Source organism: Bifidobacterium sp. W8114, assembly GCF_016101165.1.
In the GTDB taxonomy this organism is placed as follows: Bacteria; Actinomycetota; Actinomycetes; order Actinomycetales; family Bifidobacteriaceae; genus Bombiscardovia; species Bombiscardovia asteroides.
Map to the genome: position 1 here is coordinate 261,547 of NZ_JACFRA010000002.1, position 23,904 is coordinate 285,450.

A 23,904-nucleotide genomic window follows, 5' to 3' on the forward strand; every position below is an offset into this window, starting at 1 on the left:
ATGGTCACCCTGTTTCATCCCCAGCCCGGAACCATCCCAGTGACCGCCGGATCGGGAGCAGTCCTGGCCGACTCAGGGGTCCGGCCAAATTGGCTGCTGGAGCATGGTGAGGATTCGGCCGTGCAGATTGCGACCGGCAACCTGATGCGGGATTTTGCGGCCGTGACAGGCCGTACCCAGAGGCGGGCTAATCTGATCGATGAGGGCAGCCCGACCATTTGCTTGGGTACTCTAGGCCATTCCAGCTGGATCAATTCAGCCGTCCGCAACGACCAGCTCGATCTTACCCCGCTCGAAGACCCCCAAGGGGAGTATCGCTGGGAAGGCTTCACCTTGCAGGTCGTCGACGGCACACTTTATGTTGTCGGAACCGACCGGCGCGGAACCATCTACGGAATCTACGCCCTTAGCCGGGCCATTGGCATCTCACCCCTGCACTGGTGGGGAAACGTGCCAGTCCGTCACCATGAACGGATATGCCTGCCCGGCGACCTGCGCGTCTTCGACTGGCCCTCTGTCAAATACCGGGGCTTCTTCATCAACGACGAGGAGGAGCTGGACGACTGGGCCCGCCTGCACACCCCGGATGGAACCATCGGACCAACGACCTACGAAAAGGTCTTTGACCTGATCCTACGGCTGGGCGGCAACTATCTGTGGCCGGCCATGCACGTCAACGCCTTCAATGCCGACCCGCGCAACGGCAGGCTTGCCCAGAGCATGGGGGTCGTCATCGGGAGCAGTCACTGCGACATGCTTCTACGGAGCAACCAGCATGAGTGGGACCCCTGGGTGGCCTCGCAGGGCGGACATGTGGACTATGACTATTCGCTGCCTGGACGCAACCGGGACATGATTCGGCGCTACTGGTCGCAGAGCGTGGATATGAACCGGAACTACGAGGTCACCTGGACCCTGGGCATGCGCGGCATTCACGACACGGGCCCGCCCACGCGCGCCATCGACGAGGATCCGAACCTGGACCGGAAGGACCGCCTGCAAGCGCGGGTCGATCTGCTCGGTCGGGTCATTCACGACCAGAGGGACATCCTGCATCAGCACCTGGGCCGGCCACCACAGAATGTCCCCCAGCTCTTCATTCCCTATAAAGAGGTGCTGCCCCTCTACGACGCGGGCCTGGACCTGCCCGAAGACGTGACCATCATGTGGGTCAACGACAACTACGGGTATATGCGCCGCTTCCCTAATCAAGCCGAACGGGCACGCAGCGGAGGCAATGGGGTCTACTACCACAGCTCCTACTGGGCGCCGCCGAGGACCAGCTACCGCTGCACTTCATCCACCCCCCTGACTCTGATGAACGACCAGCTGGGTAAGTGCTGGAATCGGGGCATCCGCCGGGTGTGGGTGGATAATCTGGGGGCCATCAAGCGATTGGAGTTGGAGGGATCCTACTTCCTCCATCTGGCCTGGAATGCAGACAAGGATCACCACAGTCTGTCGGCCCGGGACTTCGTAGCCTCTTGGTTCGACCAGACCTTCGCCGACAAGCGCGGCTCTGAGGCTGCCGACCTGTGCATGAGCTACTACCGGATCAACAATCAGACCAAAATCGAACACCTGCACGAGGACTCCTTCACCCAGACAGGCTACGACGACGAGGCCGGCGGCCGCCTGGCAGCCTTACGGGAGCTGGCTGAGCGCTCACACAATCTTGGCAGGAGCATGAAGCCAGAGTTTCGTGAAGCATACCGATCGCTGGTTGACCTGAAGATCGCCATGGCCTACTACGTGAACGCCCAGTTCTACCATGCGGACCGCAGCCGCCTCGAGGCCGCCCGAGGCGCCTTGCCGGCCGCCGACAGGCAGATGAGAATCTCTCATCTCTTCCAGGGGATGATCCGGGCTCTGCTCCATTGGTACAACAGGGAGCTGGCGCAAGGCGATTGGGACGGCATTCTCACTCCTAACAGGTTCCCTCCTCCTACGCTGCCTCAGTACCCGGCTTGCAGACCGGTGAAGGTCCAACCGGACCAGGGGCTGATCCTTACGCCACAGGGAGCAGAGGAGAGCCTTAAGGTCCCCGGCAACAACAATCACGCCAGGCTGGTCTTTGATCCCTACGGCATCTTCGACCAGTGGTTTGACCTGGACCTTATGGGCAGCTCTGCACAGGAAGTGCGCATCTGCGCCGATCAGGACTGGATCCGCCTGCCAGAGGAGGAGCGGGTCGTCAAGGACGAGTGGCGAATCCATGTACAGGTCGATAACGCCTCAACCCGTGCTGGTCGTCAGGGTACGCTGACCATCTTCACCCGCCCCTGTAATCCGGAGGCAACCGAAAAAGCCTGGTCGACGCCGATCAGGGTCGATGTTCTAGTAGGCAAGGATCCTCGCCTCGAAGAAGGATTCACCGGCTACGTCGAGGCAGATGGCCACATCAGCATGGACCCCTCACGAGGACACGCTAATTCCGACCTTACGAAGGCCACCACTTGGCTGGCGACCCAAGACCTTGGGCGTTTCGGCTCGGACCTGATGCAGACCAGGGGCTGGAGCGACCCGGATTCAGGAAGCGGGGCCTGTCTGAGTCTGGACTTCTGGCTGAAGACCCCCGGCCGCCACCATCTAGAGGTTCACCGGATGCCCACCCTGAACTCACGTGGGCGAATACGCCTGCGTGTCAGCCTGGATGGCAACCGAGGCGAAATCCTGGAATCGCCCACCACTGACGAATTCCGTGGCAACTGGCAGGAGACCATCGTATACAACGCCGAGCAACTAACCATGATCCTGCCTTATTTGGAGGCAGGACCCCACCAGCTGCAACTTATTGCCGTGGACGACTCCTTCGGCATCGACAAAGTCGTGATCAACACCGGTCGGGAACGGCCCAGCCGGCTGGGACCGGCCTTCAGTACCTGGGTGGCAGATGGCCGGACCTCCAAAGGGGCTGATAACGGAAACTCTCACACATCTCACATAGACATAGATCAGACCAGCAATCAGATTACAGACCATCAGCCAACGCCCACGACCGATGCCTTGGACCGCCCCCTGCGGAACCTGGCCATCGAGGACTACGGAATCGATCCGGGTCATACCCCGGACGAACCTGTACCCTACTTTGACCGGGACTACTGGCTTCACGGCGGTTTGTATACGCGACCGAAGCTGGTCTGGCCCGCCGGACACCAGCACGAGCAGAAGCTCAGCCAGAACAATGACGCCAGCAAGACTTCAGAGCGCATCTACCTTGAGACCGCCGATTGCCTAAGACAGGACGAAAACGCCTGGCTGTCACAGGATGGGCCACAGAATGGCAAGCCTCGGAAGGGCTGCTGGGTACCCACCGACGCCCCCATTTACAGCGGCCGGGGCCTGGCCATGCGGGCCGAACCAAGGCAACAACTCTGGCCCGATCCTGGTCGGGCTCCCGGCATGAACCTGGCCTTCCGGGTTGGCAGGCCAGGCAACTATGGAATCTGGCTCCTGGCCCAGTTCGCCTCGGATCTGGAGGACTCCTGCCATTTGATTCTGGACGGCCAGCCGTTGGCCCCTGCCCAACTCTTCCCCCGAGGGGGAAGACTGATGACCTTTGCCACCGAGCATGTCTGGGGATGGTCGGAGATGACCGCCGTCCAGCTGACCGGCGGTCGGCACGTCCTGACTTTGGAGCCGGAACGGGCCGGCATGCGCATCGCACGTGTCTACCTGGCCTGTGACGGATCACGGCCGCCCTTGGATGGGCAGTGGCCCCGTTAGAAAGACGACAGACCAGTGGACACGTGTGGGCTGGAAACCTGAGGTCAACGGTCATCGCCGTCCCTTAGGGCTCTTGGACACCCGCCTGACCAGGCCGGAGAGAAGCGAGCCGATCATGACTGCCGCTGCAAGGATGGCCAGAGGAAGAGCCACTGCTGCCCCGGTTTTGGGCAACGCTTCCTCCAGTGCGTTCCAATCGTCGCTATTTGAACGGACAGCCCGATCCGAGCACAACAGACGGCCGTCGACCATCACGCCCTGGGAATTTGGCTGTAGAGAAGCCCTGTCGGCATCTTCCCGCTCAGGAAGGGCCGCCGCATCATCTACTGGACAAGGCACCAAAGGACTGCCGATGACACGGGCCCTGTCGGTGTGCCGACCTGATATGCCCGTCACCGTAGCATGCACGTCCACAGACTGGCCGGGACGGAGCATAAGGGTTGACCAATTGTCTGGATAGCGGACCCCGGTGACCCGTCCCCGACCCACAACTGTCTGATCTTCCAAATGCAGTTGGCGAGCCAGGAAAACAGCTCCCGTCCCATCGCCGGGATCCCGTGGCGAATCATTGGTGATCCGGAAGACAATGGGAACGTCATCACGAGTCCGGAGGGCCTGTTCCGGCTGATCCCGATCACCCTTGGGCATACCGCCAGCCTGATCAAACTTCTCAATGTGTAGAGCCGGTGTCATATCGGGCGTTCCGGTCCAGACCGTGTTGGAGACCAGGGTCTTGTCCTGATAGAACTCAGTGAATCGGTTCTCATGACGTTCCACCTTCTTCAGCCGTCTGCATTGCAGGTAGGCCCTCCAGCCGACCGGACGGTCACCTGAAGCGCTGACCAGGGCCAGATACCGTGGTGTAGCCTCCACTTTGACCAGACCTGCAGGGTCTTCAGTCATCGTAAACAAGGGGCCACCATGGATATCTGCGGACATATCCGAACCAGCCATGATCCGTCCATGATGAATCAGGATGCGCCCATTCTCGTAGAGGTCCTGGGTGGCGTAGACGGCCCAATGGCCAGTAAACCGATCCACCGTGGGATCTAGCCGATCCTCGATCCGCCATGTCTTCACCTGTGGATAGGCACGTCCGGCCGGCAGCAGACTGGAGTCCAGACGATAAAGGAAGAGTCGGTCACGATAGATGCTGCCGCCATGTGCACTTCCCCCGCCCACAGCGACTACCACATCCTTGGCGGGATTGAGCGGCTTGACCGGATTGGCGACCACGTTGGTCGCTTTGTGCAGGTCGTTGACGATCTGGGTCGCCTGGTTACGCACCACGTGACCGGGTTCTGCCCGGATGACCGTGTAGGGCAGGACCAGATCGTAGGTACGACCCAGCAGCCCTTGGTCAATAGCCGGCTCTCTGAGGGGATTATGGCCTCGGTCAGCGGCATAGGCAGCCAGATCCGCAGGCTGGGGATCCCCTTTGAGAGTCTCGCCTGTAGCAGGAACATAGGTATCCACGGTTTTGGCGAAGACGAGGACAATACCATCAGCCACCTGAATATTGAAAGCCTTGGTGTAATCGCGACCGTCGGAGCCCAGAACCTCGATGCTCTTGGGATCGATATCCAGATGACGAGCGTCGTAGGCATCCGTCATGCCCAGCCGCCAGACCGGATAGGCGGTATCTCTGCGGCGGGCGTCAAGACTGATTCGATAAACTCCACGGTCGCCCACGAAGAGCACCTTGCCGTCGATGCTGATGCCTGGATCATGCGCGCTGACATCGCTCTTTGAAGGATGGAAGTCGGCGGGCGGATTGCTTACCTGGTTGGAGGGGGTCAGTGAATTGTTCAGCGCCAACACCCAATGATTGTCCACCTGATGATCCGTTGGAGCCTTGGGATCAACCCTGCCTTCGAAGCGCAGACGGATTCTGGGGTTGCTCCCGGCACGCCACTGGCTGATACGGGCGGAGTCGGTAATGGTCACCCGCAGGCCATGGTCCTTGTCCTTCCACTTTGTGGCATATCCGGTCTTGGCGATGACATCGCCACTCTGCAGGTCAGTCACCTCAAGGGTCTGTTTGTCAGGCAAAAACCAGCGGTCATATACATCCGTCAGAATGATTGATTTGACAGGATAAGCCAGACTGTCAGGCAGACTGGGCTGGGTATCCAGCTGATACTCCAGCCGCTGACCAGGGAAGACCACCTTGCCGTCAACGCTGGCCTGCTCCCCGCCCTGGCCAGCCTCAGAGATGACATCCTTACGCACCGGCGGCAGGTATCCACAGATGCCTGGCTTATTGGTCTGTACACTCTGCGTGTTGACCGTTTGGGAGCCCGAGTTGGTCAGAGCCCCGCCCTGGTTGCCATGGCCGTCCGGCGCCTTGCAGAAGGTCAGCTCCTGATCAGGTGTTCCGCCCAGGTCATTGCGGACCTGGGACGCACCACCGCCATTGGCAAAGCGAACCGTGAACGGTACCAGCATGGTGACCTGCATGGGGTCCTCCATCCCCTTGAGACCGTTCAACCACCCGCTCTTGGCCTGAGCCCGCGCCCGAGTGCCGCTCACGCTGACTTGGAAACGGTCGGTCACGTCCCTGCCCATGGCCACGATGTCTCCGACGCTGCTGTGGCGGTAGTGCCCGTCTGCATCAGCCCTGGCTTTGGCAACGAATATGCGAATTGCCCCAGCCCCGTCCTGATCAACCAGATAATCGGCGGCACTCCAGTCGTCAGTCAGGGCGAAAACCTTAGGAGCCTCGACCAGATGGGCTTCGACAGTGGCGTTGACCACCGACCCCACCCGGTCGCCGTCCAAAAAGACATGTCCGTCAGCACCAGTCTTGTTACTCCATTGGGGGTCTACGACGCTCTTCCACACCCCCGTGGCGGCATCCCGCAGGATCCAGGATTTGTCCGGCTTGGGCCTCCAGGTGGGTGTACGACGCTCCGGGGTCGACTGGTCAACCTGCCGGGCAGCGCCCTTCCAATGGACTGCACCCTGGTCCAGAATCAGTCCGGTCTCCGGTTGCTCGACAGTCACGTCCAGCTGCCACGCCCAGCGATGTTCCTCAGGCAGAGCCCCACCCTTCCAGGTGGCTGTGGCCCGTTCCCCGGGCGGCCTATCCCCTTCGGCGGTGTTGAAAACGAATTTGTCGGTCAGGTCTTCGCCGCTGGTCTGGTCCCTGACATGCTGACCACTGATACGGTACTGCTTGCCCTGAGGATCGAAGACATCACTAAAAGTCAGTTCGCGCCCACCCCGACCGGTTCCAGTGACGATATGGGTGCGATTGGTCATCCCATCCGCGCTAGTGCCACGACCTACTTGCTTATCGGGTGGATCCGGTGGCAGATCGGCCGGCTTGGGCTCGTAGTCGTTGAGCATGATCACCACCAGGGAGATGCCCTTCTCGTTGCCTGCATACTCGTCAGCGAACTTGTCCAGATTGTCGTTGGACTGATCCCAGAAGGAGTCGCTGGTCCGATAGGTCACTCCACGGTTGCTGAAGGTGGTGTTGGCCACCTGGCTGCGCCAGTTGTCCATCCAATACTTGTGAATAGCCACGGAGATTCCGTCAAAGATACGTTGGGATCCACGGTAGGTGGCAACCACTCCCACGCCGGTCACCCGACAGTGACCCTGTCCGGATTGGTCGGCGTGGGCCTCATTAAAGCGCGCCTGACAGTTGCCATTGGCCTCGTCTAGAGCCTGCCGCTTGACCCGGGCCGTATTGGCATTGCCCTTGTCCACAACCCCCAACTGGGAGAACGCCTTGTCGATGCTGCCTATCGCATAGCCGCCAAAGGCGCCTTGTTCGTCATCCTTGTAGGCCCAACCCTGCCAGATCTGAATGTTTTCGTCGCCCGGGGCCACTGGTCTGCCGCCGGCATGGCCTGATCCTCCCCCAGCTATGGCAGGAGTCGCCGGACCGGCAAGGGCCGCCAAGGCAGCCAGAGCCGTCAACAGGCCGATCCATCTATGCTTGTTCATACTCGTCCTCACTCTTCGCCCGCTCCATGCCTTGAGTATGAATGGCCGCAGGGCATATGGGTGCGCGAGCGAGCGACTGTGGTCGAATGTGCTGCGGGACGGTTATGCTGTGTATGAGACATACCTATGCCGTCCAGACCGAAAAGGAGACAGGACAATGGCAGAGACATTCGACGTGCTGGTAGAGATTCCCCGGGGCTCCCGCAACAAGTACGAGATGGACCACGACAGCGGCCATATCAGGCTGGACCGCACACTCTTCACCTCCATGGGCTACCCCGACGACTACGGGTACATCGACGGCACCCTGGGCGAGGACGGGGATCCCTTGGACGCCCTGGTGATGATTCCCGATTCGGTCTTCCCGGGTTGCATCGTCGAATGCCGCGCCGTGGGCCTCTACCACATGGTCGACGAGGCCGGCGGGGATGATAAGGTCCTCTGCGTGCCCGCCGACGTTCGCTTCGATGCCATCAAGGACATCGACGACGTCTCCGACTTCCACAAGCAGGAAATCAAGCACTTCTTCGAGCAATACAAGGCTCTGGAGCCAGGCAAGGAGGTCATGCCCGGGGACTACTGGACCAACGCCGAGGCTGCCGAGACCCAGATCAAGGCTGCACGCGAGCGCTTGGCCGCCCAGCACTGACCTCTCAAGAACGACCACCGGTCATAACCACCCCGGCAAGGGACCAATCGAGCGCCTGAACCGGGGTTTTGCATGCCCAAATCCTCCCAAAACGCATCCGGCCGTCTACGATTGCGAATTGCGGGTGCGCGCGCAAGGGCAGGAGCGGCTATGACTTTCTATACGTACCAATATCTCAAGGGTGGACAGACCAACTGGACCATGATCAGAATCATCGTGGTCGTCGTTCTGGCCCTGGCCTTCCTTTTCTTCCTGTTCATGTACTCCCGCCACCGCTGGAACCACAAGTACAAGGATCTGTCCATCATCCTGGCCACCCTGCTCCTCTTGGCTGCGGCCATCCAGTACAGCGACTACACCAATCTGCGTACGGCCAGCCTGCAGAGCGGACAGCTGACCACGGTCATCGACAAATCCGCCGCCAAGCTCAAGGTCAATCCTGAGCAGATCAGCATCAACGACACTTCGCGCAACAACGACATGATCATCAAGACCCCCAAGGGCTACTACACCCTGGTATTCAACAGCTCCGGCTCCGAATTCCTGCTGCAGCGTGCCGATCTGTACCACCCAGACATCACCGTGATCGGAGAGTGACCCATGGATATCAATTTCTACGTCAACGTGGCCCTGAAGCTGATCGTCGGACTGCTCTTCATCACCCTGCTCATCAACGTGACCGGCAAGGGGAACCTGGCACCCACCTCTCCCATGGACCAGTTGCAGAACTACGTCCTGGGCGGCATCATCGGCGGGGTCATCTACAGCGACAGCATCTCCATGGCCCAGTACATTGTCATCCTGCTGATATGGGCGGCACTGATTCTCATCACCAGGTATGCCAAGACCCACATCCACGCCGTGGGCAAGTACATCGACGGCGAACCGGTCACCATCATCAAGAACGGCAAACTGCTGGTCCAGAACTGTCTCAAGGTCAACCTGACCGCCAAGGAGGTGGACTTCAAACTGCGCACCAAGGGCATCAACGACATCCGCGACGTCAAGCGGGGCATCGTTGAGCAGAACGGCAGTCTGACCATCATCTCCGAAGGCGACAAGGACGTGCGCTATCCGGTGGTCATGGACGGACGGGTCAATCCCGACGTTCTTGACACCATGGGACGGGACGAGGACTGGCTCGACGGGCAGCTGGCCAAGCAGGGCATACACAAGGTCAGCGATGTGTACATGGCCCGATACCAGAACGGCGAGTTCTACGCCGTCACCTACCAGGACAAGTAGCGCCATCCATGCAGCAGGAGGCAGCCTGACGGTGACTATGGCTCATTAACGGGCCGATTCAATAGTTTGCCATGCTTGATTGTTCCGGCGCTGGCAGGTAAAATCCATGTCCATATTGTTATGGCGTAGCATGTGAACGGCATTCAACGAATTCAAAGCCGACTCCAATCGGCAGTTCCGCGCTCGACGCTTCCGAGGCGTAGGCGGGTTTGAGGAGACCTGGTCGAGGCCCATCCCACCGGGGATGAACCCTTTCAAGGAATGCCGTGTTCTTAAGACTGTTGTTTATCGCTTTAGGTGTATCTTCTGACGCTTTCGCTGTCTCCATCAGCAAGGGACTGTCCGTGGACAGACTGCGGGCGCGCCATCATTGGCTGGTGGGACTTTGGTTCGGCGGATTCCAGACTCTGCTGCCCCTGCTGGGATACTTCGCCGCCTCCATGCTGCAGGACTCTCTGGCCGCCGTGGATCACTGGATTATCTTCGGCATCCTTTCAGCCATCGGAGTCAACATGATCCGAGAGGGCGTCTACGGCGAGGAAGAGGAATCGAACAGCGAGGAGAGCTTCTCCTGGCGGCTGATGCTCCCTGCAGCCATCGCCACCAGCATTGACTCATTCGGTGTGGGCGCAGGCCTGGCCCTGCTGGGTATCAACATCTGGCTGTCCGCACTGGTCATCGGACTGGTGACGGCTGCGGCCTCCATTCTGGGGCTGCGCATCGGATACGCTGTCGGGTCCCGCTGGCGCAAGCCTGCAAGAATCGCCGGTGGCATCATTCTGATCGTCATGGGCATCCAGATTCTTCTGGATCATCTGATGAATGCCTGACTCAGAACGTCGTGAGCAAGACCATGGCAGCCAGAACCACAATGGATCCGGCCAGAAGAACCGACATGAGCGCCAGGCCAATGGCTCCACGCCGATCAGCTGCCTCTTGTGCCCAGCGATGGCCCGAGGTCATGAGCCCGATCAGCAGCAGCAAGGCCACAAACACCACCAGGATCGGCATCAGGTCAGGGTGCAGGCCTCCAATCAACTCTGGCAGGAAGACCCATCCCGAGGCGGCGACGGCGGTCACCCCGCCCATGGCGGTTGCAGAAATACCACGGATGACCATCCGTCGGTCCCGACGCAGCATCTGCCGGACGAACATGAACACGGCCAGGAGGGCCAGCAGGAATGCCGCAGTCGACAGCCAGGCCCAAAGGGCACCAGGCCCCTGCACAACCAGGGTCGGCACCAGGCAGGCCAAGGCAAGCAGGCCGGACACGGCTCGGTCAGGACCGGATCGGATGCCCCGGCCCACCAAGGGCCAAGAGGCCAACAGGGCCAGGACCAGCACCAGAACCAGAACAGCCAGCACCCATCGAGCGACCCGGGGCTCAATCAGCAAACCCGTCACCACGCCCGGCAGAACCAGGGCCGCCAGGGCCAGCAGCTGCGTCAGAGCGGGTGCGTGCCCATCCCGGGTTTCTTTTACGGTCTGCGCCATGGGTCCTCCTGCCTGTCCCCGTCGGGGAGCCATACGTCACATCCTAGGGCAAGGCCATCCTGTGAACTCGGAGCCCTTGTGACGGGCCGATTGTACAATGATGACGACTGTTCAACGAATCCACCCCCGCTATGGACGAACGGACAGGGAAGAAGGTACCCCCGTGACGGATCTGACCTTGATGACCTGCGCCGAGGACCCGGCATCGGTTCTGCCAGCCTTGGCCCTGCTCTCCCATCGAGTGCGCGTTCTGCCCCTGGATGCCGCCTCCCTGGTAAGAATGCCGGAGGATACGGTGCTGCTGATTGATGCCAGCGACGACCTGGCCGAGGCCAAGACCCTTTGCAGCCTGACCCGAGCCTCGGGCCTGTCCACACCCATCATCCTGATTCTGAGCGAAGGCGGCTTCACCGTGGTCAATGCCGGCTGGGGCGTGGCCGATATTATCATTCAGTCCGCATCCCCCGCGGAGGTCGAGGCCCGGCTACGTCTGGTCTGCCAGCGTGTGACACCGACACGCAAGCCGGATGTCCAGCCAGAAGAGGTGGAGAACCAGGTGCCCACCGGTCAGGTCCGCTCGGGTGACCTGGTTGTGGACACCGAGAGCTACACGGCCCGGATCCACGGTCAGCCCATCAACCTGGCCTACAAGGAGTTCGAGCTGCTCAAATACCTGGTTCAGCATCCAGGCAGGGTCTTCACCAGAGCCCAGCTCCTCCAGGAGGTCTGGGGCTATGACTACTACGGCGGCACCAGAACGGTGGATGTGCACGTGCGGCGGCTCAGGGCCAAGCTGGGCAGTGAGTACGAGCACCTGATCGGCACGGTCCGCAACGTGGGCTACCGGTTCGATCCGCCCTCGTCGGCACGGACGGCCTCAGTCCCCAAGCCCGAGCCGGACGCCGAGACCGGCACAGATCCAGTCGAGCAAAAGGACAGCCAGTCGGAACAATCCCAGGATTCCCAGAAGAAGAAAACCAATCATAGTGACTGATGCATCATCAAATCGAAAGCGCCCTCAGGGCAGGGAAAGCAAGGCCCGACGCCTGGCTCGCATGCACGAGGAGTACCGCATCCTCTGCCAGGTCTTTCCCGAGGCGGTCTGCGCCCTGCACTTCCGCAACCCCTTCGAATTGCTGGTTGCCACGGTCCTGAGCGCCCAGACGACCGACAAGCGGGTCAACTCGGTGACCCCCGAACTCTTCGAGCGCTACCCCGACCCCGCGACCATGGCCCAGGCCCAGCCTGCCGAACTGGAGGCCATCATCCACCCGGTGGGCTTCTACCATGCCAAGGCCCGCCACCTCTTGGGGCTCTCCCTGATGCTGACCGAAGACTACGGCGGCGAGGTCCCCCAGACCATGGAGGAGCTGACCAGCCTGCCCGGCGTGGGGCGCAAGACGGCCAACGTGGTCCTGGGCAACGCCTTCAACATTCCCGGATTTCCGGTGGACACCCACGTCACCCGGGTCACCGGACGCCTGCGCTGGCGAACCGACTGGCGAAGCGCCCACCCCGATCCGGTAAAGATCGAGCATGAGATCTGCGATTGCTTCCCGCCCGAGGACTGGACCAATCTGTCACACAGGCTGATCCTCCACGGCCGGGCCACCTGCCACGCCCGCAAGCCCGACTGTCTCCACTGCCCCCTGGCCGAAACATGTCCCAGCGCCGAGCTCCTGGCCGGACCGGCCTCTCGGTAGAATCAAGATCATGGCACACGGCAGACACAAACAGATCAAATCCGGAGTCATCTTTCTCCTGGTACTGGCGGTCCTGACCGCGGGCACCTACATAGCCTGGCCACTGGTGACAGGACAAGGGGGTTGGCAGCTGCCCTGGGCCCAGGGCGGTTCGGGCCAAATCGTGCGCATCCGCGCCCGTCATGCCCCTGTATCCCTGGATATTCGTACCGAACCCGGACACGCCACCGACCAGGCCCTGATGGGCAACGTCTACCAGACCCTGACCAGGCCTGATGCAAAAGGTCGGCCGACGCCCGGCCTGGCTCAGAACTGGGAGGTCTCCGCAAACGGGCTGCTCTATACCTTTCATCTGCGCGATGACGCCCGTTTCGCTGACGGACGCCGCCTGACCTCGGAGGATGCCCTCTGGTCCCTGCAGCAAATCATCGACCACCAGTACCAGGGCCATCGGGACCTGGACGGACTGGCCAGAGTCACCAACCCCGATGATGCCACACTGGTGATCGGCCTGAAGAGCCCGAACGCCAGACTGCTGACCGCCCTGAGCGGTCGGGCGGGCATAGTCTACGACCGCCAGGCCCGGGTAAACTATTCCACTCGATCAGCTGGTTCAGGCCCCTACCAGGTGGATGACTGGCAGCCGGGCACCAGCCTGACCCTGACCGCCAACAAGTCCTACCGAGGCCCGGACAAGGCCGCTATTCGCAAGGTGATCTTCAGCTACACCGGCGGCCCCGAGCGGACCATCAAGGATTTGGACCAGGGACGCCTGGACGCTGTGGTGGACATGGACCCGGCCACCGCCGACCAGGCCCGCAAAACATCCTCAGCCAAGGGACGCAAGGCACCGACCGCCACGCCCAGCACAGACAATGTGGTCCTGGCCTTCAACAACGAGGCATCCAGCCTGCTGTCCGACCAGCATGTGCGCGAGGCCGTCCGCTATGCCCTGGACCGCCAGGCGCTGGCCGATCTGGAAGGCGGCGAAGCCAAAGCTCTGGGCGGGCCGCTCAACCCGCTGAGCCCCGGCTATGATCCCGGTCTGCAGGCCTTCCCCTTCGACCGAACCCAGGCGGCCCGTCGAACCTCTTACTACGCCCAGTCCTACTATCACGGTGGTCTGCGCCTGGTCTACCCCCAGGAATTCGGTAGCCAGGCGGGCGATCTAATCCGCACGCAACTGAAGGCGGTGGGCATCCCCAGCCAGGTCTCCATGGTGGACCAGGTTGCATTCCGCGACCAGGTGCTCAACCACCACGACTATGACATGGCCCTGCTGGTCATGGACAATGATGAAATCGACCGCTTCGCCGACCCCGCCTCCACCATGCTCTTCGACAACGTCGATATTCAGAATTCCTGGAAGCAGGTGACGGACTGCACCGACCAGAACACCTATGCCGAGCGACTGCGGGCCTTTGCCCGACAGGTCAGCGACCTCTCCCCCAGCGACTGGCTTTATCAGCGTATGCCCCTGGTCCTCACCGCCCCTCGCCTCCAGGGCATGCCCAGCTCTCTGTTGGATCGCTACCTGCCCCTGTGGAACCTGCGCGTCCAGGGGTAAGGAGGCCGGTGCCCCTTGTCACTGTTCGTCCATAAAATGCTGGTATGTCTGCTGAACACCAAGGAATCGTCAATGCCCATCTGACCCCCCTGCCCGACAGGGTGGGCGTGGATGGCCTGGAGGAAAAGTGGTGCCGCGACTGGGATGAGTCCGGCGTCTATCGCTTCCGCAACACCCGCGAGCGCTCCGGCGTCTACTCCATCGATACCCCGCCGCCCACGGTCTCCGGGCATTTGCATGTGGGACACGTCTTCTCATATACCCATACCGACGTGATCGCCCGGTTCAAGCGGATGCAGGGCTATGACGTCTTCTACCCCATGGGCTGGGACGACAACGGCCTGCCCACCGAGCGGCGGGTCCAGAACTATTACGGGGTTCGCGTGGATACCTCGCTCAAGTATGATCCGGACTTCAAACCCCCCTTCCACGGGACCAAGGGCAGGAAGATCAGCGCCAAGGACCAGGTGCCGGTCTCTCGGCAGAATTTCATCGAACTTTGCGAGGAACTGACCGCCGAGGACGAGAAGCTCTTCGAACAGCTCTGGCGGTCGCTGGGCCTGTCGGTGGACTGGTCGCAGACCTACCACACCATCGGCGAGCATCCCCGCCGGGTGGCGCAGAAGGCTTTCCTGCGGAACCTGGCCCGGGGCGAGGCCTACCAGAAGGAGGCCCCCGGGCTCTGGGACGTGACCTTCCAGACTGCCGTTGCCCAGGCCGAGCTGGAGTCGCGCGAGTACGACGGCTTCTACCATCGTGTGGCCTTCCGGTTTGCGGACGGCACGCCAATATACATCGAGACCACCAGGCCTGAGCTGCTGGCGGCCTGCGGCGCCCTGATCGCCCATCCGGACGACAAGCGCTACCAGAAGTACTTCGGGCAGAAGGTCTACTCCCCCCTGTTCAAGGTGGAAGTGCCCATTCTGGCCCACCCCGCCGCAGAAATGGACAAAGGCGCTGGCATCGCCATGTGTTGCACCTTCGGCGACGTGACCGACGTGCAGTGGTGGCGGGATCTGAACCTGCCCACCAGGTCCATCATCCAGCGCAATGGACGAATCGTCATGGACGTGCCGAACTGGATCACCGATGAAGGCGGACGTCGAATCTTCGAGCAGACCGAGGGCAAGACCACATTCTCAGCCCGCAAGATCATCGTGGACGCCCTGCGCGAGTCCGGCGACCTGGACGGCGAGCCCAAGCCCACCAAGCGCATGACCAACTTCTACGAGAAGGGTGACAAGCCCCTGGAGATCGTCACCTCCCGTCAGTGGTACCTGCGCAATGGCGGCACCGACCAGAAACTGAACAAGGAGCTGCTGGAGCGCGGCAAGGAGCTCAACTTCCACCCGGACTTCATGCGGGTGCGCTACAACAACTGGGTCGAAGGACTCAACGGCGACTGGCTGATCTCCCGCCAGCGCTTCTTCGGAGTCCCCTTCCCTCTCTGGTATCCGGTCAAGGAGAACGGCGAGACCGACTACGCCCATCCCATCACCCCGGCCGAGGACAGGCTCCCCATCGACCCCAGCAGCGACGTACCCGAGGGCTTCGAAGAGTCACAACGCGACCAGCCCGGCGGCTTCACGGCCGAGAAGGACATCATGGATACCTGGGCCACCAGTTCCCTGACCCCCCAGATCGTGACCCACTGGGCCGAGCCGGGCGAGCAGGACCAGGCCCTCTTTAAGGCCACCTTCCCCATGGATCTGCGTCCCCAGGGCCAGGACATCATCCGCACCTGGCTCTTCAGCTCCATGGATCGCGCCTACCTGGAGAACGGCTGCCTACCCTGGAGCGACACCACCCTGTCGGGGTGGATCCTGGACCCGGACCATAAGAAGATGAGCAAGTCCAAGGGCAATGTGGTGGTGCCGGACGAACCCATCAAGAAGTATGGCGCCGATGCCGTGCGCTACTGGGCATCCTGCGCCCGGCTGGGTCTGGACGCCACCTACGATGAGGGGCAGATGAAGATCGGCCGCCGCCTGGCCGTCAAGCTTCTCAACGCCGTCAAGTTCGCCCTGGCCATCGGGCGGGAGGATGAGAATCATAAGGTCACTCAGGCAGCGGAGGCCACCTGGAACCCCGCTGACGTCACGGTCCCACTGGACCGGGCGGTCCTGGCCGGCCTTGCCCAGGTGATCGACCAGGCCACCAAGGCCCTGGAATCATACGAGCACTCCAAGGCCCTGGAGGTGACGGAGTCCTTCTTCTGGGACTTCTGCGACAACTACATCGAACTGGCCAAGAACCGAGCCTACGGAACTGCGGATGCCACCGGCAGGACCCCTGATGAGGCCCAGGTGCTCAGCGCCCGCACGACCCTGGGACTGGTCCTGGACGCTCTCGACCGTCTCCTGGCCCCCTTCCTGCCTTTCGCCACCGAGGAGGCATGGCAGTGGATGCACCAGGGAGACGGATCGGTTCACCGGGCCTCCTGGCCACGTTCGGAATCCTACCGGGCAGCTGCCCAGGGCCAGGATCCAGCTCTTTTGGCCTGGGCAGGCATGGCCTTGGCATCACTGCGGCGGATCAAGTCCGAGGCCAAGGTCTCCATGAAGACCCCCATCCTCTCCGCATCCTTGAGCGTGGCGCCGGAGGGCCTGGAAGCCGTCAAGGCCGCCCTGGACGATATAGCGGAAGCAGGCAGGGTCACCGGAGATCTGGATCTGGTCGAGGAGCCCGCTCAGTCCGAGGCGGCGCGAGCCGGCGAGGATGAAGCGGGCATCCGGGTGACCGCCAGCCAGCTGGGCGAGCCCCCCGCCAAGAAGCCTCGCAAGTAGGCTTCACAATTCCCAATGCAACCGGGGCGGTTCAGCCATAGGCACCGCCCCGGTTTTTTATCGGCGTCACTGGTGACAAGGCCGTTATCAGTGCAACCATCGTGGCAATCCGCAATGCCAATCGAACCTTCGGCGCTCATGCAAAAAGTGCAGCCTCCACAATCAACGGCATGGCCTCTTGCAACGAATTTGTCCTGCAAGGGCCGGATCACGACACTATGAACTGCTCGAAGATTGCAATGCTACAGTAGAAGTTATAGAGGGACTTTGTTTTAGTGTGCACCGACGCAGATTTTGGGGTCACGACCCGGGGAATCGGCACGCTTGGGGAGGAAGCATCGAATGGGGAACGCTCATGGCATCCGCAGACTGGTGACGCTGACAGCCATGGTTGGGTTGGCACTGATCGGCGCATCAACAGGCGCATACGCAACCACAGGCGATACGGCGCCTTCGCTTACCACGGAATCACCCTCACCCAGTCCGGACACCAGCGCAACTCCATTACTCCGGACCGGTAGCGAGGCACAGGCTGGGGCCATTGCTCCAACCGCCTCACCATCACCGCTGGCCAGCAACAATCCCTCGCCTTTCAAGTCCATCCTACCGTTCAACGAGAAAAAGACAGACAAATCCATCAGGAACAGCTCACCGAGAGCCAAGTCGCCACAGACCAGGGATTCATCCTCATATACCCTCACTTTCGAGCCTGACGGGGGCTCGCTGGTATCCGGCTCGCCAGCCCTGAGCCAGACAGTAACCTCAGGTCATCTGGCATCTCCTCCTACCGTCACCAAATCAGGCTACCTGTTTGACGGATGGTTCCTGAAAGGCTCCGATGTAGCCTATGACTTCGGCAAGCCGGTCACCAGCGCGCAGTCGCTGACGGCCCATTGGTCGTCGGTCAACGACGCCCAGTGGACGACAGCCGACGTCAGCGGTGACGACACCGGGGGCTCTGCAATCACCCTGACTCCCCCCAAACCCAGAGGGGTGAGATTTGCACAGGTCAGCGCCGGCCACGACCACACCCTGGCCGTAGGTTCGGACGGCCACGTCTACGCCTGGGGCGACAACAGCAAGGGCGAGCTTGGCGACAGCACCACAATCAACAAAAACACGCCAGTGCGGATTACCGAAAACGAGGCCATCAAGGGAAAGACCTTCATATCCGTCAGCGCGGGAACCACATTCTCCATGGCCCTAGCCTCGGACGGCACCGTCTACACCTGGGGCGACAACAGTCGCGGCGAACTCGGCAACGGGTCCACCACGAATTCTTCAGTACCGGTAAAGGCGAATCTCAACGCCACCATCACCGCCATCAGCGCCGGATACTGGCATGCCATGGCCCTGTCCTCGAGCGGGACGATCTACACATGGGGAGACAACGAATACGGCCAGCTCGGCAACGGGCACACGGGTGTCAACGTCAACGCTTCACCAGCAGCGGTCTCTTCATCCGGCGTCACCTTCACCACCATCAGCGCCGGATACGATTTTCAAACGGCGCTGGACAGCCAAGGACATGCCTACGCCTGGGGACGCAACCAGGGCGGCCAGCTCAGCATCGGCACCATGGACGGCACCAGCAGTGGTTCCAACGTCTACACTCCATCGCGCATTTACGGCGACTCGACCGGCAACCCAGACAGCACTGTCTACACCGACATCGATGCAGGGTACCTGCACGTCCTGGCACTGAGCAATTCAGGCAAGGTATATTACTGGGGTTATCCCCTGACCAAAGGAGATGACCCCAATGCCGACAGCGTTCACTCCTTCTATCCCAGTCTGGTAAGCCTGCCCACGGGAGCGGCGACGCCTGTTTCAGCCAGCGCCGGGGACTACTCCTCTGCGGTGGTCGACTCTGCGGGCAGCCTGTACATGTTCGGCAGCAATTCCAGCGGTCAGCTGGGCGACGGAACCACAAAGCCTAAATCAACTATGACCGAGGTGAGCCTGACAGGCGTCACAGTCGCCGCATTCGATGTCTGCCGGCACAGTCTGGCCATCGGCTCGGACGGGCTCCCCTACAGCTGGGGGGAAGCGAAAAGCGGCAAGCTGGGACAAGGCAGCAAGGGACCTCAAAGCGGTTCGCAGACCAAGCCTGCAGCGGTCGGCCCACCCCAGATAGACCTGGCCAAGGTAACCTTCGGCAGGACGGATGTAGCCAAGACCGACACCAACAGCCCGATTAGCCGAACTTCAGCAGGCGACGACACCTGGAGTTCAAATACCCCATGGACGGTCACTACCCCGCACCACACTTACGGAACCACCAAGATCAGGATCAACGACGGTCAATGGTCCATTGGCGGTGCTGCACAACAGGGGCAAAGCATTGGCAACTATACATTCGCACCCACTGCCCAGAAGATCACCTTTGATTCGGACGGAGGCTCATCAGCCTCGGACCAGTTCGTCACCGCAGGCAAGCAGGCTTCGCGCCCCACCGTCACCAAGGCAGGTTTCCTGTTCGACGGCTGGTTCATCAAGGAGGCGGACGGCAGCTCCAATGTGGCCTACGACTTCAGCAGTCCTGTCACCGGGCCACTGAATCTGAAAGCGCATTGGTCTTCGTCAGACATGAAATGGAAGACCTCGGATGCCCTCCATGGCGACGACACCGGGGGCTCCAAAATCACCCTGACTCCCCCCAAGCCCAGAGCAGTGAGATTTGCCCAGGCCAGCGCCGGGCGCTATCACACCCTGGCTGTGGGTTCTGACGGACACGTCTACGCCTGGGGAAATCAGGCCAGCGGCGGACTGGGGAACAGCAAAAACTCAGGCACGGCGACGACACCTGTGCGAATCACCGAAAATGATGCCATAAAAGGAAAAATCTTCATAGCCGTCAGCGCCGGGGATGCTTATTCCATGGCCCTGGCCTCGGACGGCACGGTCTACACCTGGGGCAACAACGGCAAGGGACAGCTCGGCAACGGCACTACCGGAAGCTATTCCAGCGAACCAGTAAAGGCACAGACAGACAATGCCAAAATCACCGCCATCAGCGCAGGACGGGCATATGCCATGGCCCTGGCCTCGGACGGCACGGTCTACACCTGGGGCGACAACACTCAAGGCCAGCTCGGCATCGGCAACTATGACAGCCATTCCACCCCTACCAAGGTCACGGCGTTGTCCAACATAACAGCCATCAGCGCAGGATTTACCTCGGGCACGGCCCTGGACAGTCAAGGCCACGCTTGGACTTGGGGCCAGAACGACAAGGGGCAGCTTGGCAACGGCGCCCCTAATCGCAGTCCGACACCGACACGTGTCCAAGACCTAGACACCGGACAGCCTGATACTCGGTTCTATATCGCCATCAGCGCGGGCTACCAGCACGTGCTGGCGCTGGATACGGATCATGACCTCTATGGATGGGGTTCCGGCACCGCCATCGGCTCCACTACAGATACCAATGTCAGTAAGAGAGGATCCACCGCGATTAGCTTTGGAGACGAGCCTGTCAACATCACCGCCATCAGCGCGGGCGACGATGGATCGGAAGCCATAGACGACAGCGGAAAGATCTATACCTGGGGCAAGGAGGCCTACGGCCAGCTGGGCAACGGCGTGTACGATAATACGGCTTGGCAGATCAATCCGAAAACCATCACCCTGGCCCAGTCGGTAAAGGCTTGCACGGTATCCACCTCCAGCCATCACCAGACGGCCATTGGGTCTGACGGATTGCTCTACACCTGGGGATACAGCTACTACAACCAGCTTGGACGAACCGGAGCGATCTCAGTGCCCGGCACCACACAGTCGCCCCAGATTACCCTGATTAAGGTCGTCTTCGGCACCATGGCCAGCAGTACCAAGCCAGCCACAAACCTGACCCAGACAGGCAACGACACCTGGGATGCAAACCAGGATTGGACCTTCGTCACACCCGCGTACCCGTACGGCCCCTCCAGTTTCACTATCACATGGACTATTGCCGACGATACCGGAGACTCAAGGCAGAGGCAGCAGTTCGACTACACCTTCGATCGGACCAAGAAGCGCATAACGCTTGACCCCGAGGGAGGTACTGGAGCTGCATGGACAAGCAAGGACATCGAGGAAGGTGAATTGGTACCCCGACAGACCCTGACCAAGACGGACTTCCTCTTTGACGGGTGGTTCGTCAAAGCGGCTGACGGCAGTTCCAATGTGGCCTACGACTTCGGCAAGCCAGTCACGGAACCGTTGACCCTGGTCGCGCACTGGACGCTTTCGACTCAAATGACCGTCGACCCAACCGTCAGTCCATCCACTGGCGGATACCAGGTCACCATCACTCCGCCCTCGCAGCGCGGCATCCGCTTCGCCCAGGTCAGCACAGGCAAAAACCATTCTCTGGCCGTCGGCAGCGACGGCAACGCCTACGCCTGGGGAGACAACAGCACGGGACAGCTCGGAAACGGCAGCAAGGACAGCAGCAAGACGCCAGTCCAAGTGAAGAAGCCATCCGACGCAGGTACAGACTTCGCCTACACCCAGGTAAGCGCAGGATATGGATTCTCGTTGGCCCTCGGAAGTGACGGTAATGCCTACGCCTGGGGAGACAACGGCAGGGGGCAGCTTGGCAAGGGCGCTGCAGGCGGCACCAATACGACGCCCGTCCAAGTGAAAAAGCCCTCCGGTGCAGGCACTGACTTCGCCTACACCCAGGTAAGCGCAGGAGGCTATCATTCCCTGGCCGTCGGCAAGGATCATCAGGCCTATGCCTGGGGGGACAGGAGCAACGGCGGACAGGTGGGCGACGGTAACACGACCGGGAACGCCCCTGCTCCTGTAGCCGTCAACGCAAGCGCCACCAGTCCTGGGTTCCAAGTCAGGCAGGTCAGTGCGGGATACCAGCACTCTCTGATCATCGGCATAAGCGGACAAACCTACGCCTGGGGATACGGCGACAGCGGCAGACTGGGCAACAATGCCAAATCCTCACAGGCCACTCCTGTGTCGGTGTCGTCACCCGTGAAATACGAGGACGGATCAATAGGCTTCTTTGCCACCCAGGTCAGCGCAGGGGGCTCACACTCCCTGGCCATCGGCAGAGACGGCAAGGCCTACGCCTGGGGTGCGAATACCGACGGACGCCTGGGCACCGGAGACACCAATGATGCTGCAATACCGACCCTGGTGGCCAATCCCGACGGAGGCAGCGATGGATTCAAACCCACCGAAATCAGCGCCGGTGGATGGTTCTGCGCGGGAATCGACGACAAAGGGAAAATATACACCTGGGGAAGCAACGGTCACAACGCCCTGGGCAATGTCTCCATCTCAGGATCCATCAGCGAATCCCCCGTTCTGGTAAGCAAAGACGGCAGCACCACACAGATCAGTGCAGGCGAGCGCCAAGTCCTGGTCATCGACTCCAATGACATGGCCTATGGCTGGGGCGACAACAGCAGCAGACAGCTAGGAACCAATTTGGACAGCACTTCCGTCAAGGCAGCCACCTTGGTCTGCCCGCCGCAATTGACCATCAGCTCGGTCACAGTCGGCACGGATCCGGATACTGCTACAGTTCTTGAACTGACCCGGAGCGGCACAGCCGACGCATGGGGATCATGGAATACCTGGACCTTCTATACCCCAGCCTTCAAGGCGGGCCGGACAACAGTCAACGTCACCTGGAATGTGGGCCAAGGCAACCCTCAAACCGAGAATCTGCCCTTTACCTACAAGGATATTCTGCCTCTGACCGGTAGCCAGGGTCTGCTCATCGTGCTGCTTGTCGGACTTTTCATAACGGTGACTGTCCTGGCAGCAAGACAGCATTACTTGGAAATGGCTCGTCAGACTCTAACCAGCACTCGCTGATACCTTGTGGCCGATGGCATAGGAATTGATCCGAGCCGTCGGCCATGACCATACGATGGATTTCCTCAGTGTGAGTTGGTCTGATCGGCCAGCCGTTCGTGGTCGCGCTTGGCGGCATCGGCCACCAGATGCAGATAGGCCTCAGCCAGATCCGGGTCCAGCCCGTAATCATCAGCCTTGTCTCGCAAGATGGCTATTTGTGCACTCTCCCGGTGCATATCCGCCGAGGCGAATCCTGCCTGGGCCTTGAGCAGCCCGATGCGGTGGGTCACCCTGAACCGCTCGGCCAGCATGGCGACAATGGCGGCATCAATGGTGTCCACATCGGCACGCAGTTCCTCCACCTGGCGGGCAGCCTGGGCCTGTGGACCCCCGCTCTGCACCTGGTCATCGATCACTGTTTCCATCTTCGCATCGCTCATAAAATACCAGTCTAATCAAGCGTCCTAGGCGACTATGCCGGGCTCCTCTCCACCTTGACACTGGTGTTATTGGAATGGATGGGATTATTGACTCTTGGTGAGAGTCTCGTTCGCCTACACCTACCTATGCAAGTGCCGGACGCATGGGTGAGGATGCCTTCACATGAAGATGGTACGTAGTCGTGGCGCCACAGTACTCGTCAGTCTATGCTACGTCTTGGTCGCCTTCAGCATGATTGGCCTGCAGATTGGTCAATCAGCGCTGGAGACCATCAGGCTCTGGCACTGGATTCCCGGCAACGCATCTGGACCTGGTGACAGGTCAAGCGTGAGAGCAAGAAAGTCCCAGCCCTATTGGCCTTTCCCAACGGACTGCCGACGGGGTTTGCTGTCAGGCAGATCAGCGTCGGTACCGGTGCATCCTAAACTGGAGCAATACCACAGAAGGCGCAAATCCTGCATTCTTGGCCGAATCCAAGGAAGCGCCTGCAGATTTCAGTGGCGGGAGAGCGGGATGGCAGCATGA

The 23,904-nt window shown here is 60.9% G+C and carries 13 protein-coding genes; 10 read left to right on the forward strand and 3 right to left on the reverse strand.

Annotation, left to right across the window (positions count from 1 at the left end):
• Positions 1-3,726: a glycosyl hydrolase 115 family protein gene (locus tag H3T89_RS03910; RefSeq protein WP_198216294.1), complete on the forward strand. Its 3,726-nt coding sequence runs from the start codon at positions 1-3 to the stop codon at positions 3,724-3,726.
• A gap of 51 nt (positions 3,727-3,777) precedes the next feature.
• Here H3T89_RS03910 and H3T89_RS03915 read toward each other — a convergent pair whose 3' ends face one another.
• Positions 3,778-7,683, reverse strand: coding sequence for an LPXTG cell wall anchor domain-containing protein (locus H3T89_RS03915; protein WP_198216295.1), 3,906 nt, complete (start codon positions 7,681-7,683; stop codon positions 3,778-3,780).
• Positions 7,684-7,840: 157 nt separating this feature from the next.
• Here H3T89_RS03915 and H3T89_RS03920 point away from each other — a divergent pair, with 157 nt between their 5' ends.
• From H3T89_RS03920 to H3T89_RS03935, 4 genes are all read left to right on the forward strand, one after another.
• Positions 7,841-8,332, forward strand: coding sequence for an inorganic diphosphatase (locus H3T89_RS03920; RefSeq protein ID WP_015022497.1), 492 nt, complete (start codon positions 7,841-7,843; stop codon positions 8,330-8,332).
• Positions 8,333-8,482: 150 nt separating this feature from the next.
• Positions 8,483-8,929 carry a DUF3290 family protein gene (locus H3T89_RS03925; protein WP_015022498.1) on the forward strand — a complete coding sequence of 149 codons (447 nt, stop codon included), beginning with the start codon at positions 8,483-8,485 and terminating at the stop codon, positions 8,927-8,929.
• Between the two features lie 3 nt (positions 8,930-8,932).
• Positions 8,933-9,577, forward strand: coding sequence for a DUF421 domain-containing protein (locus tag H3T89_RS03930; protein WP_015022499.1), 645 nt, complete (start codon positions 8,933-8,935; stop codon positions 9,575-9,577).
• Between the two features lie 266 nt (positions 9,578-9,843).
• Positions 9,844-10,407 carry a manganese efflux pump MntP gene (locus tag H3T89_RS03935; RefSeq protein ID WP_015022500.1) on the forward strand — a complete coding sequence of 188 codons (564 nt, stop codon included), beginning with the start codon at positions 9,844-9,846 and terminating at the stop codon, positions 10,405-10,407.
• Between the two features lies 1 nt (position 10,408).
• On the opposite strand, the gene H3T89_RS03940 is transcribed toward H3T89_RS03935, so the two are convergent.
• Positions 10,409-11,071 carry a hypothetical protein gene (locus H3T89_RS03940; RefSeq protein WP_198203227.1) on the reverse strand — a complete coding sequence of 221 codons (663 nt, stop codon included), beginning with the start codon at positions 11,069-11,071 and terminating at the stop codon, positions 10,409-10,411.
• Positions 11,072-11,234: 163 nt separating this feature from the next.
• On the opposite strand from H3T89_RS03940, the gene H3T89_RS03945 reads away from it, so the two are divergent.
• The 5 genes from H3T89_RS03945 (at position 11,235) to H3T89_RS03965 (ending at position 22,956) form a co-directional block, all read left to right on the forward strand.
• Entirely contained in the window at positions 11,235-12,065 is an 831-nt protein-coding gene (locus H3T89_RS03945) for a winged helix-turn-helix transcriptional regulator (RefSeq protein ID WP_198203226.1), read from the forward strand.
• A 61-nt stretch (positions 12,066-12,126) separates the two neighbouring features.
• The gene (gene nth, locus H3T89_RS03950; RefSeq protein WP_198203518.1) at positions 12,127-12,774 is read left to right on the forward strand and encodes an endonuclease III; all 648 of its coding nucleotides are present in this window, start codon (positions 12,127-12,129) and stop codon (positions 12,772-12,774) included.
• A 10-nt stretch (positions 12,775-12,784) separates the two neighbouring features.
• Complete coding sequence (locus H3T89_RS03955; protein ID WP_198203225.1) at positions 12,785-14,341, forward strand: ABC transporter substrate-binding protein; 1,557 nt, start codon at positions 12,785-12,787, stop codon at positions 14,339-14,341.
• 44 nt (positions 14,342-14,385) lie between these two features.
• Positions 14,386-17,127 carry a valine--tRNA ligase gene (gene valS, locus H3T89_RS03960; protein WP_198203224.1) on the forward strand — a complete coding sequence of 914 codons (2,742 nt, stop codon included), beginning with the start codon at positions 14,386-14,388 and terminating at the stop codon, positions 17,125-17,127.
• A gap of 342 nt (positions 17,128-17,469) precedes the next feature.
• Positions 17,470-22,956, forward strand: coding sequence for an RCC1 domain-containing protein (locus H3T89_RS03965; protein ID WP_198216296.1), 5,487 nt, complete (start codon positions 17,470-17,472; stop codon positions 22,954-22,956).
• A gap of 65 nt (positions 22,957-23,021) precedes the next feature.
• Here the strand turns inward: H3T89_RS03965 and H3T89_RS03970 are convergent, their stop codons facing one another.
• Entirely contained in the window at positions 23,022-23,378 is a 357-nt protein-coding gene (locus tag H3T89_RS03970) for a chorismate mutase (protein ID WP_033510836.1), read from the reverse strand.
• Positions 23,379-23,904 lie beyond the last annotated feature (526 nt).

Coding starts and splice junctions, on each gene's coding strand:
- H3T89_RS03910 (WP_198216294.1), top strand. CDS start 1: ATGGTCACCCTGTTTCATCCCCAGCCCGGAACCATCCCAGTGACCGCC.
- H3T89_RS03915 (WP_198216295.1), bottom strand. CDS start 7,683: ATGAACAAGCATAGATGGATCGGCCTGTTGACGGCTCTGGCTGCCTTG.
- H3T89_RS03920 (WP_015022497.1), top strand. CDS start 7,841: ATGGCAGAGACATTCGACGTGCTGGTAGAGATTCCCCGGGGCTCCCGC.
- H3T89_RS03925 (WP_015022498.1), top strand. CDS start 8,483: ATGACTTTCTATACGTACCAATATCTCAAGGGTGGACAGACCAACTGG.
- H3T89_RS03930 (WP_015022499.1), top strand. CDS start 8,933: ATGGATATCAATTTCTACGTCAACGTGGCCCTGAAGCTGATCGTCGGA.
- H3T89_RS03940 (WP_198203227.1), bottom strand. CDS start 11,071: ATGGCGCAGACCGTAAAAGAAACCCGGGATGGGCACGCACCCGCTCTG.
- nth (WP_198203518.1), top strand. CDS start 12,127: ATGCACGAGGAGTACCGCATCCTCTGCCAGGTCTTTCCCGAGGCGGTC.
- H3T89_RS03955 (WP_198203225.1), top strand. CDS start 12,785: ATGGCACACGGCAGACACAAACAGATCAAATCCGGAGTCATCTTTCTC.
- valS (WP_198203224.1), top strand. CDS start 14,386: ATGTCTGCTGAACACCAAGGAATCGTCAATGCCCATCTGACCCCCCTG.
- H3T89_RS03965 (WP_198216296.1), top strand. CDS start 17,470: ATGGGGAACGCTCATGGCATCCGCAGACTGGTGACGCTGACAGCCATG.
- H3T89_RS03970 (WP_033510836.1), bottom strand. CDS start 23,378: ATGAGCGATGCGAAGATGGAAACAGTGATCGATGACCAGGTGCAGAGC.